This window comes from Lachnospira eligens (assembly GCF_009680455.1).
GTDB classification, from domain to species: domain Bacteria; phylum Bacillota; class Clostridia; order Lachnospirales; family Lachnospiraceae; genus Lachnospira; species Lachnospira eligens_A.
The window spans coordinates 205,335-216,814 of record NZ_WKRD01000007.1 but is presented as its reverse complement, the minus strand read 5'-3'; the positions used below and the strand labels follow the sequence as shown (position 1 = coordinate 216,814).

General features: G+C 37.7%; 9 protein-coding genes. 1 reads left to right on the top strand and 8 read right to left on the bottom strand.

The features are described from left to right. Positions 1 to 155 precede the first annotated feature (155 nt). The 4 genes from rlmD to GKE48_RS10645 all read right to left on the bottom strand — a co-directional run bounded on the left by rlmD (position 156) and on the right by GKE48_RS10645 (position 3,839). Positions 156 to 1,637, bottom strand: coding sequence for a 23S rRNA (uracil(1939)-C(5))-methyltransferase RlmD (rlmD, locus tag GKE48_RS10660; protein ID WP_154301048.1), 1,482 nt, complete (start codon positions 1,635 to 1,637; stop codon positions 156 to 158). A 204-nt stretch (positions 1,638 to 1,841) separates the two neighbouring features. Continuing rightward, positions 1,842 to 2,222, bottom strand: coding sequence for a DNA-directed RNA polymerase subunit omega (gene rpoZ / locus GKE48_RS10655; RefSeq protein WP_055285689.1), 381 nt, complete (start codon positions 2,220 to 2,222; stop codon positions 1,842 to 1,844). Between the two features lie 4 nt (positions 2,223 to 2,226). Beyond that, on the bottom strand, positions 2,227 to 2,856 hold the full coding sequence (gene gmk, locus GKE48_RS10650) for a guanylate kinase (protein WP_012739363.1): 630 nt from the start codon (positions 2,854 to 2,856) through the stop codon (positions 2,227 to 2,229). A 104-nt stretch (positions 2,857 to 2,960) separates the two neighbouring features. Beyond that, entirely contained in the window at positions 2,961 to 3,839 is an 879-nt protein-coding gene (locus GKE48_RS10645) for a YicC/YloC family endoribonuclease (protein ID WP_012739364.1), read from the bottom strand. Between the two features lie 133 nt (positions 3,840 to 3,972). Between GKE48_RS10645 and GKE48_RS10640 the strand changes: the two genes are divergently transcribed. Then, the gene (locus tag GKE48_RS10640) at positions 3,973 to 5,700 is read left to right on the top strand and encodes an Rqc2 family fibronectin-binding protein (protein WP_154301047.1); all 1,728 of its coding nucleotides are present in this window, start codon (positions 3,973 to 3,975) and stop codon (positions 5,698 to 5,700) included. Positions 5,701 to 5,755: 55 nt separating this feature from the next. Here the strand turns inward: GKE48_RS10640 and GKE48_RS10635 are convergent, their stop codons facing one another. The 4 genes from GKE48_RS10635 to GKE48_RS10620 form a co-directional block, all read right to left on the bottom strand. Further along, a complete protein-coding gene (locus GKE48_RS10635; protein ID WP_154301046.1) occupies positions 5,756 to 6,946 on the bottom strand; it encodes a hypothetical protein in 1,191 nt (396 codons plus the stop codon). Between the two features lie 24 nt (positions 6,947 to 6,970). Next, entirely contained in the window at positions 6,971 to 8,194 is a 1,224-nt protein-coding gene (gene tyrS, locus GKE48_RS10630) for a tyrosine--tRNA ligase (RefSeq protein WP_022097528.1), read from the bottom strand. 551 nt (positions 8,195 to 8,745) lie between these two features. Then, entirely contained in the window at positions 8,746 to 10,173 is a 1,428-nt protein-coding gene (pyk, locus tag GKE48_RS10625) for a pyruvate kinase (protein WP_022097529.1), read from the bottom strand. Positions 10,174 to 10,276: 103 nt separating this feature from the next. After that, positions 10,277 to 11,293 carry a rhomboid family intramembrane serine protease gene (locus tag GKE48_RS10620; RefSeq protein ID WP_022097530.1) on the bottom strand — a complete coding sequence of 339 codons (1,017 nt, stop codon included), beginning with the start codon at positions 11,291 to 11,293 and terminating at the stop codon, positions 10,277 to 10,279. Between the last annotated feature and the right edge of the window lie 187 nt (positions 11,294 to 11,480).

The window sequence follows — 11,480 nt, the reverse complement described above, 5'->3', positions numbered from 1 at the left end:
ATTCTGAAATAAATCTAAAATATCTCGCTTTGTTATTTCTGTAATACGGTTCACTCCATTTTCCTCCTTTCAAGCATGTTCAACACTTATATATTGCTTCCCAAATATTTTAAAGAAAAAGCGTACCACTATTTTTAATGATACGCTCATCATTATTAAATCACTTCAAAATACTTCAATGCATCCTTTATCGCTTCCACTTTCTCCGCTGTCGGATGCTTCCTCGGCTGTTTCAATTCTTCTACCGCATTAGGAGCATCATACATTGGTAAGCCTAAATCTCTCTTTACCTCTGCGATATATGCGATATGTACCTTGAAGCCGTATTTTGCTTCTATGTACTCCTTTATCATTTTGTAGGTCACTCGTTCCCTGGGCTTGTATTCTTCGGCTCTTTTAGCGATATTATCAAGCGGTACTTTTCCCTCACCTTCGCCAAACTCAACTTTTACGTTGATATGTCCGTTTGGCTTTTTGTAGGAAAGCAGTACCACCGTCTCCACATGCTCCGTATGCGGGAACAAATCAAATGGCTGACATGCCGTAACCTTATATCCACCCTTAACCAGCACCTTAATATCCCTTGCCTGTGTATCAGGTCCGCATGAAATGTACACAATCCTGTCTGGCTTAATCTTAAGAAGAGAATTAAGAAATTCCGGTGTGCTTCCACTTCTTGGCGGATCCATGATAACAACATCTGCCTTTGCATTTTTCGCATACTCAACAAGGAAATCTCCTGCGTCAGCATTAACAAATGTGACATTCTTTATATTGTTAATTGAAGCATTTATCTTAGCATCTGATACAGCTTCTGAATTAAGCTCAACTCCTATAACTTTGCCAGCCTTTTTTGATGCGACTATTCCAATAGTACCAATTCCGCAATATGCATCAATTACAGTGTCATTTTTTGATATATCAGCAAGCTGTATTGCCTTTTTGTACAGCTTTTCAGTCTGCTGGTGGTTAATCTGATAAAATGATGTCGGGCTTATTCTGAATCTGCAGCCACACAACACATCCTCGATATAACCTTTTCCCTTAAGAACAATATTTCTCTTTCCAAGCACCATGCTTGTGCGCCTGTCATTAATATTCTGCACAATTGTAGTAATTTCCGGATGCTTCTCACATAATGCCTTAAGAAAATTGTTCTTTGATGGAAATGCGACTCCTGCTGTAACAATAACAAGCATAATCTCCTTTGTCGAAAATCCTTTTCTTAAAAGAATGTGTCGAATCATTCCCTTTCCCGCATCTTCATCATATGGCTGATATTTAAATGAAACTATTAGTTCTTTAATATCCTTAATAATGTCTGTACACTGTGAATCTTCAATCATACAGTCCGATGTATCAACTATTCTGTGGCTGTTTTCCTCGTAGGTTCCTGCTATTACATTTCTGGACTCATCAAGTCCCACAACTGCATGAACTTTATTGCGGTAATATATTGGTCTGTACATTCCAACAATATCATCAACTTTTACATATTCGCCAAAAAGTTCTTCAATGTACTTCTGCTTAACTGCAAGTTCATTGTCATATTTCATCCCGGCATAATCACAGCCACCGCATTTTTCTGAAAATGCACAGTGAATCCGTCTTTCTTTCTCATCATATCTATTCGTCATAAAATTTCAAACTCCTCATTTTTTCTCGTAGCTCATACTCCAGAACTTCGTTCTGTCGTTGTCGCGGTGCTCCTCGAATGCAAGCGATAATCACACAATACATGCAAGCATGATTGTGTGATTCCCGCTTGTATTCTCATCACTACTCGCACAAAAGGGCAACCGCCCATACAAGCAGTTGCCCTTAACATCAGTCTTTGTTAATTATAATGAAGTATTCTCGTCTGTACTTCCAAGAATCTTAACCTTACCTTCGTAGAATTCTTTAACTGCGATTGATAATGGCTTGTCTTTCTCTGAACATCTTACAAGAGGAGTTCCAACCTGAAGCTTTCTCTCATCTTCCTTAGAGATTCTCTTCTCCTCAATCTTATCCTTGTCCTTTTCTTTCTCTTTTTCCTTGTTGCTTGCTTCAATTCTTGCCTTGGCAATCTTCTCCTCAACGCTTCTTGCATCGATGATTTCCTTAGCTCTGTTAGCAGTTGCCTTAACAATTGAATATCTGCTCTGTACTAAAGGCTGCTCGCCCTCTTCAACCTCACTGTTAATTACAGCCATTAATTCAGTATACGATGGATGTATCATTATATTATTCTCCTTTCGAATAAACCTTTAATTCTTCTTTAATATTATTAATCAGTCCAAGATTATACTTAGCTTTCATCTTCTCAGATAACACAATATCATGAATACGGCCGACACATAAATCGACTTCATCATTGATAACTATGTAATCATAATCCTCAACACCTTCTGCTTCCTCTGCTGCTCTTGAAAGACGGGCTTTAATTGTCGCCTCATCTTCTGTTCCTCTGCCACGGAGTCTCTTTTCAAGTTCTGCTGCTGACGGTGGTGTTATAAACATAAGCACTGCATCCGGGAACATTCTCTTGATATTCATGGCACCCTGTATCTCAATCTCAAGAATAACATTGTTGCCCTTATCAAGCTGTTCTTCAACATATGCCTTAGGTGTTCCGTAATAATTGCCAACATACTGTGCATGCTCTATTAAAGCATCTTCAGCAATCATCTTCTCGAATTCTTCTACAGTCTTAAAGAAATATTCTCTTCCATCAGCTTCGCCTTCTCTTGGCTTTCTTGTTGTAGCTGATATAGAAAGTGAATACTCATCATGAAGCTCTAAAAGTCGCTTCATAACAGTTCCTTTTCCTGCACCAGAAAATCCTGAAATAACTAATAATAGTCCTTTGCTCATATAATTACCTCATTCTGCACATAAAGTGCACAAGTTATTATACCTAACAAGCCCGAAACAATCAAGTAAATTTAATCAAAACCAATTAAAAATATATTGAAAGCCTACTCAATGTTCTGAATCTGCTCTCTTACCTTCTCAATCTCAGTCTTTAAGTCAATAGCTGCATTAGATATCTCAATGTCATTAGCCTTAGATAGAGTTGTGTTAGCCTCTCTGTTCATCTCCTGTGCAATGAAATCCATCTTTCTTCCAATGCCGCCATCCTCGTTAAGACATTTTCTTGCATGCTCGATATGGCTTCTTAATCTTACAGTTTCTTCGTCAACACATATCTTGTCTGCGTATATAATAACCTCTGTTGCGATTCTGCTCTCATCAATAGTTGTATCGCCAAGAAGTTCTTTAACCTTACTCTCTAACTTGCTGCGGTATTCCTTCATAATTTCAGGACTTCTCTTTTCAACAAATGCAACAAGCTCCTCCATGTGGTCTAACTTTCCTAAAAGATCTTTCTTAAGATTCTCACCTTCAAGAATTCTTGTATTAACAAACTGTTCTAAGGCTGCCTTCATGGCTTCCTCTATAAAATGCCACAGCTCCTCTTCGTCTTCCTGCACTTCATCCATTGTGATAACCTCTGGAAATCTGGCAAGACCTCCAACAGTCATATCATTTTTAAGATTGTATTTTTCGGACATATTATTAAATATAGCCATATATTCATCAGCTATATTCTGGTTGAACTTAAGATTAACCTGACTTTCTGAATCATCCTCATAATTAATAAATATATCAATCTTGCCTCTTGTTGCATACTTCTTAAGTAAGTCTCTCATTCTGCTCTCGAATACATTAAGCTTCTTAGGCATCTTGATACCTGCTTCAAGATATCTGTGATTAACTGACTTAATCTCAACTGAAATTTTTCTGTTACCTTTAACTATTTCACTCCGGCCAAAGCCTGTCATACTTTTAATCATTGTTTCTATCCTTCCATTCGCATATAATGCTTAGGAAAGTATACCAATTTTTATGAAAGATAACAAGACTTACAACAATAAGTATGTTAATATAATGCAATAAGAATGAATATTATTAACTAAAGGAGACATTATGGCATTCGATGGAATTACAATATCCAGTATTGTTAATGAATTAAACAACACAATTAACGGCGGAAGACTTTACAAGATATCACAGCCTGAAGCCGATGAAATAATGCTTACAATAAAGACACAATCTGGTCAGTACAGACTTGTTTTATCTGCAAATGCATCGCTTCCTCTTGCATATCTTACAGACGATAACAAGCCATCCCCTGCTACTGCACCGAATTTCTGCATGCTTCTTAGAAAACATTTGAACAACGGAAGAATAATATCTATAACACAGCCAAAATTTGAGCGTGTAATTGATATTGAGGCAGAACATTTAAACGAACTCGGTGACCTGTGCAGAAAGCACATAATCGCAGAATTCATGGGCAAGCACAGCAATATAATATTATGTGACGACAATAATACTATATTAGACAGTATCAAGCATATATCAGCACAGACAAGCTCAGTCAGGGAAGTTTTACCTGGAAGACCTTATTTCATTCCTAATACTTCTGACAAGATTAATCCGCTTGAAGCTGACAGAAAGCATTTTGACGAAACAGTATTTACAAAGCCTGTACCTGTTGTCAAGGCACTGCTTTCAAGCTATACAGGAATAAGCACATGTATAGCAGAAGAGCTTGCATACCGTGCCGGAGTTGATGGCGGGCATCCTGCCAACTGTCTTGATGAGCCTATGAAAGATGCATTATACAACGTATTTGACGCACTTATGTCTGATGTAAGAAATGGTATCTACCACCCCGATATGGTAACCGACAACGGTGTGCCTGCAGAATTTGCCGCTGTGAAGCTTTCTATGTATGACAACCACACAGAATATGATTCGATAAGCAGACTGATTATCGATTATTACAGACAGAAAGAGATTGCAACACGAATCCACCAGAAGTCTGTTGATATAAGAAGAATTGTAACAACACATCTTGAAAGAGCATACAAGAAGCTTGACATTCAGGAAAAGCAGATAAAGGACACTGAGAAAAAAGACAAATACCGTATCTGCGGTGAACTTCTTACAACCTACGCTTACAGTATTCCTGCAGGTTCTAAGGAATATGAAGCACTTAATTACTACGATAATACTACAATTAAGATTCCGCTTGATAACACTCTCACACCAATTGAGAATGCCAACAAATATTTTGCAAGATATAACAAGCTTAAAAGAACCTATGAAGCCGGAATCCGTCTTATTCAGGAGATCACTGAAGAAATAAGTTACCTTGAATCTATTATCAATGCAATTGAGATTTCAGTAACAGAAGCTGATCTTGCTAACATTAAGGAAGAGCTTATTGAAACTGGATATATTAGAAGAACTGTTAAAGGAAAGCACAAAATCACAGCCAACAAGCCGATGCATTTTGTATCAAGTGATGGATTTGACATATATGTTGGAAAGAATAACATGCAGAATGACGAACTTACATTCAAAACAGGCAACGGTAATGACTGGTGGTTTCACGCCAAGCAGATGCCAGGTTCTCATGTACTTCTCAAAACAGATGGAAAGGAAGTTCCTGACAGGACATTTGAAGAAGCAGCAAGCCTTGCCGCCTATTACTCTAAAGGCCGTGAGCAGGAAAAAGTTGAAGTCGATTATGTATTAAAGAAAGAAGTTAAAAAGCCTGCCGGTGCCAAACCAGGATTCGTTGTGTACTACACTAACTACTCAATGATTGCAGACACCGACATCAGCAAAATAAAACAGTTATAAAAAATTGGCTGAATCAGAATCTGAGGTGTCACCTCATCTGACTCAGCCATTATTTTTATTTATTCACTGGTTTTAATGCAATACTTACAACTGCCAGTATAACTGACGCACAATCTGCCACAATCCAAGGCATATACTGGATTGCAAGCGAAGATTTACCCGAAACAATAATCATCAGAACTACGCTTATAACGACATTTATAATGAATATAAACGCCAGCTTCCTCATATCTAGAATTCCGCTTATCACAAGATATATTAATATAAATGCAGCTGTCATGCTCACGCAGAATGTTACAAGATACATGTAAAATGCGTTATCAGTCATGTCACATAATGATATATCAAGTGTAAGATATCCAAACAGTGCCGGTGGATTAAATGCATATATAACAGATGGTATTATCGTTACAAGTGCCGGAATACCTATACCTGCCAACATTCCTGCCCTGCCGCTTAATCCCTTGATAACGCCTGATTGTATAATTATACAAATAATGGTTGCTAGTAAAAGCATTATCATCCATGACCAGTTAAAGAATATTTTATTACCAATGTAATATCCGGTAAGATATTCATTAACTGTCATTCTTTGGGAATCACCATTTTTTATAATTTCAAACAATATATTTCTTCTTATAAAGCCTTCCCACACATATGTAACAAGAGCAGGCGTAAGAAAAACTGCTAAGTTAGTCTGTTTATTTTTAGAGAACATTTTTATATGTCTGATACCGGAGCTTTTCACCATCATCAGCTCAAGTATTCCCAAAATCACTAACAATATATACAACACAGGTATTTTATCCATCAGTTGTGCTGTCTCAATCTGTCCTTTTACCACACCATCAATATAGAAAGAATCTATCCATGCGTGCATTGATGATGACGACTCCAATATTCTTGCCATTAAAAGCAATATACCAGTCATCATATTAAATATAGCAGCAACAGAAGCAATTATACCCGTGTTGCCTATTCTTAAAAGAATTCCTGTAAGTGACACTGCCGAAAATAATACCGTTATCGAGAAAAATAACTGATATATAACATTAAATCCCGTATAGTAATACAGGTTGTATACTGAATTCTGATTTTCAGAAATATTGAGTGAATTATTATTCATTTTACTAATAATCTGTCCAAACTCGTTGTTTCCTACAAGAACAAGTAAAATAAACAGACTCAGAGCCATAAGAACGGCGAGGCTTAAAAGCCTCACCATTGTAATCTCATCTTTTTTCATAATCCTTCCTTCGTGGGAGAAAAATTAATTAACAGATACCTTAACGAAAGACTTCTTCCCCTTCTTTACAACTACGCCTTCACCCTCGAACATGCTCTTAGGGAACTTAGCCGCTATATCTGCTACCTTTTCTCCATCTACAGAAACGCCACCCTGCTGAATAGTTCTTCTTGCCTCTGACTTAGTTGTTGCAAGTCCCGCTCCAAACACAAGATTAATTGCATCAATTTCATCATCTGTAAAGCTGTCTGCTTCAAGCTTTGCTGTAGGCATGTTAGCTGCATCTCCGCCAGTAAAGATTGCCTTTGCTGTAGCTTCTGCTTTCTTAGCTTCTTCCTCACCATGAACAAGCTTTGTAAGCTCATAAGCAAGAATCTCCTTAGCCTTGTTAAGCTGAGCACCTTCCCAGCTATCCATCTTATCAATCTCTTCAAGTGGAAGGAATGTGAGCATACGGATACATTTAAGGACATCTGCATCATCAACATTTCTCCAGTACTGGTAGAAATCGTAAGGACTTGTCTTATTCGGATCAAGCCATACAGCACCTGAAGCTGTCTTACCCATCTTCTTACCCTCTGAGTTAAGAAGAAGTGTGATTGTCATAGCTGAAGCATCCTTATCAAGCTTTCTTCTGATAAGCTCTGTTCCACCTAACATATTGCTCCACTGGTCATTACCACCAAACTGTAAATTACAGCCGTATTTCTGGTATAACATATAGAAATCGTATGACTGCATAATCATGTAGTTAAACTCAAGGAAGCTTAATCCCTTTTCCATTCTCTGCTTGTAGCATTCAGCTCTTAACATGTTATTAACTGAGAAGCATGCTCCAACCTCTCTTAAAAGTTCTACATAGTTAAGATTAAGAAGCCAGTCAGCATTATTAACAAGTAATGCCTTGTCATCTGAAAAATCAATGAATCTTGCCATCTGCTTCTTGAAGCAGTCAACATTGTGCTGAATCTGCTCTGGTGTAAGCATTTTTCTCATATCTGTACGTCCTGATGGATCACCAATCATAGCTGTTCCACCGCCAATAAGTGCGATTGGCTTATTTCCTGCCATCTGGAGTCTCTTCATAAGGCAGAGTGCCATAAAGTGTCCTACATGAAGGCTGTCTGCTGTTGGATCAAATCCAATGTAAAATGTAGCCTTTCCATTGTTAATAAGGTCTTTGATAAGTGCTTCATCTGTTACCTGTGCAATAAGACCTCTTGCAACTAATTCGTCATAAAGTGTCATTTTTGTTTCCTCTCTTTTCATTTTTCTCATTACTGCTTGCGCAACTTTGTAAGCCAAGTCTCTCCGCAGCTTTGCTGCTCCCGAGCCTTGATAATTCACAACTTCCGCACTCCGTGCTCCGTTGTTCATTATCTGCATTCGCCATATAAGACAGAATCTGTGCAAGCACATTCTGTCTTGCATGGCTCATTGCTTACAAAAAAGGCTTCCGCCCTTCTTTAAAAGGACGAAAGCCTGAACTTACGTGTTACCACCTTTATTCATGACAGACTCGCATCTGCCACCTCATTAAGTCCACCAGCATGGACTTATGCACTATAACGTGTGCTACTCCGGCTGCCCCTACTTACAAATATGCTTTCAGTTCGCCACTCCGGAATGTATTCAGTTACCCTTACCCTTGCGCCTCTCATCAACCGGCTGCTTTCTGTAAGTTCAGTAATAACCTACTTGTTTCCATCAACGCTTTGTAATATTAATTGTGTATTACTTATAACATAATAGAATATTAAAATCAAGCCTCATTCCGAAACAAATGTATCAAATTAACACTAGATTGTAACTACTCTCATTGTGTTAGTAAGTCCTCTCTTAGATGAAGGATCAGAAGATGTAGCGATACCAGCAGAAACAATTACTGTATCTCCTTCTTCTACGAATCCAGCATGTTCAGAAACTACTAATGCATGCTCAATAATCTTATCTGTAGAAGCTTCTGTTGCTGTCTTAAGAGGTCTAACACCCCAGTAAATCTGCATCTTTCTAAGGACATTATCGTATGGAGAGCATCCGATAATCTCAGCTTCTGGCTTTAACTTAGATGTAAGTCTTGCTGTAAATCCTGAAATTGTAGGACAGATAATAGCCTTAGCTCCAAGGTTATCTGCTGTCTGAACTGCAGCATTACATACAGCGCTTGAAATGCTTCTCTTGCTGTGAAGATTAGAATATTCTACTGAATGTCCTTTAATCTCCCGCTCTGTTCTTTCTGCAATCTTAACCATCATCTTAACAGCCTCTAATGGGTACTTTCCATTAGCAGTCTCACCACTAAGCATAACAACATCTGTTCCGTCGTAGATAGCGTTAGCAACATCAGTAACCTCAGCTCTTGTAGGTCTTGGATTTCTGATCATAGAATCAAGCATCTGTGTAGCTGTGATAACTGGCTTATACTTAGCATTACACTTCTTGATGATTTCCTTCTGAACATGTGGAACTTCCTCAGCAGGAATCTCAACGCCCATATCTCCACGGGCCACCATGATACCATCAGCAACTCTGATGATATCATCTATATTAGCAATACCTTCGGCATTCTCAATCTTAGCAATAACTGGGATATCTGAACCATGCTCCCAAAGAAGGTGCTTAATTTCCTCGATACATGCTGCATTTCTTACAAATGAAGCTGCGATAAAATCAAATCCCTGCTCAACACCAAAGATGATATCTTCCTTATCTTTCTCTGTGATGCCTGGAAGTCTGATGCTTACGTTAGGAACATTAACACCCTTCTTAGAACCAAGCTCACCACCATTAATTACTGTACATTCAATCTCTGTACCTTCAACCTTATCAACCTTAAGCTCGATAAGACCATCATCGATAAGAATAATATTACCTGTAGTAACATCTTCTGGAAGACCTGCATAAGTTACCATATTAATCTTATCATCTGCTGGCACCTGTCTTGTTGTTAATGTATATTTCTGTCCCTCAACAAGTGTAACCTTCTTGTCATCCTTAACAGCACCTGTTCTAATCTCAGGTCCCTTAGTATCAAGAAGAGTTGCAATAGGGATATTAAGTTCTTCTCTTACACTTTTAATTAAGGCAAATCTTCCTGCCTGCTCCTCATGGTCACCATGAGAAAAATTAAATCTTGCAATATCCATTCCTGCTAACGCAAGATCCTTAATAAGGTTTCTGTCATTAGTATTAGGACCCATTGTGCAAATAATCTTAGTCTTTTTCATTGTTTCCTCCAAAATAATTAAAATCTTTTCAAACACATACCTACAATATAATAACATATTTGCGTGTCAAATCAACTAAGTTTTTTATTTAACAAGCTTTACCTTATTTATCACCAGTTACATGGATGTGGGTATATAAGTGGTCGGAACAGTATTCGTAGTTGCCGGCGCATTTTGAGCAGAATCTGAATGTGAGGTTTTCGTCGTCAAGTTCTGTCCTTCCGCATACTGCACATCTGTGCTTCGGCACGCCGCGCTTCACGTGTTGTGCCTGACTTTGTTGTGTTCTGTTATCTGATGATGCTGTCCCATATGTGCCACCATTGCCCTGAGTGTTACCACTATTCTGCTGCCAATAGTCTTTTCTGGCGTTCTGCTGTGCTTTCTTTGCTGTTCTCATTGCTTTGTCGAAGTTTCTCTGTGTACTGCTCTTTGCCGGGCCTTTCTTGTACAGGAAGAAGAATATTATAAAATTCAGCATTGACACAAGCGCCGCCGTTGCGTTGGCATAACACATAATTGCTGACGGTGCAAGAAAACCTGCTGCATACAGGCTGTACCATACATTTCTTGGAAGAAAAGGCACAAGATATCCGAATACTATAGTAATTCCGAATATTACAGCATCAAGTATTGCCATCCATTTAATCTTGATTGGGATAATGAAGAATAATAAAACCTCCATATCCGGCTGCTCCATAGCGAATGCCATGAACAAGGCAAGATTAATATAATTCGTACTTAATTTAAAGCTTAATCCCCATATAAGATAGATAATAAGTGATGCAAGTATATTAAGGATAACTCCTGTAAAGAAGTATACATTAAATCTGAACGAGCCCCATATTCTTTCAAGTACCGAACCAATCAGATAGTAGAAATACAGCACAAATACCACAAATATTATGCTGTTAGAAGGCGGTTGTAATATGAATGTGATGAGTCTCCATACCTGTCCTTTGAAAATCATAGCAAAATCAAGTGAAAAATATGCGTCATATAATCCATTAAAAAATGTATTCATCACAAATCCTATTGCATAAAGGACAATGATGTAAAACATAAGATTCTTAATCGCATACTTAGAGAATTTTTTCTCAAATTTAGCAAACCAGTTCATAAAATGTTCCTTTCAGTCTTACACATGTTACAGACTAATAATTCATAATCATATACAAGAAATTATAATAAACAAAACAATATGATGTCAATTAAACTTACTCTTAAGTTCTTAAATTTTAATAAAAATATCCACCATAAATAATTAAAGCTATTTTATTATTTCCTATTAATATTGAAATTTATTC

Coding starts and splice junctions, on each gene's coding strand:
- GKE48_RS10635 (WP_154301046.1), bottom strand. CDS start 6,946: ATGAAAAAAGATGAGATTACAATGGTGAGGCTTTTAAGCCTCGCCGTT.
- GKE48_RS10645 (WP_012739364.1), bottom strand. CDS start 3,839: ATGATTAAAAGTATGACAGGCTTTGGCCGGAGTGAAATAGTTAAAGGT.
- GKE48_RS10620 (WP_022097530.1), bottom strand. CDS start 11,293: ATGAACTGGTTTGCTAAATTTGAGAAAAAATTCTCTAAGTATGCGATT.
- rpoZ (WP_055285689.1), bottom strand. CDS start 2,222: ATGATACATCCATCGTATACTGAATTAATGGCTGTAATTAACAGTGAG.
- pyk (WP_022097529.1), bottom strand. CDS start 10,173: ATGAAAAAGACTAAGATTATTTGCACAATGGGTCCTAATACTAATGAC.
- rlmD (WP_154301048.1), bottom strand. CDS start 1,637: ATGACGAATAGATATGATGAGAAAGAAAGACGGATTCACTGTGCATTT.
- GKE48_RS10640 (WP_154301047.1), top strand. CDS start 3,973: ATGGCATTCGATGGAATTACAATATCCAGTATTGTTAATGAATTAAAC.
- tyrS (WP_022097528.1), bottom strand. CDS start 8,194: ATGACACTTTATGACGAATTAGTTGCAAGAGGTCTTATTGCACAGGTA.
- gmk (WP_012739363.1), bottom strand. CDS start 2,856: ATGAGCAAAGGACTATTATTAGTTATTTCAGGATTTTCTGGTGCAGGA.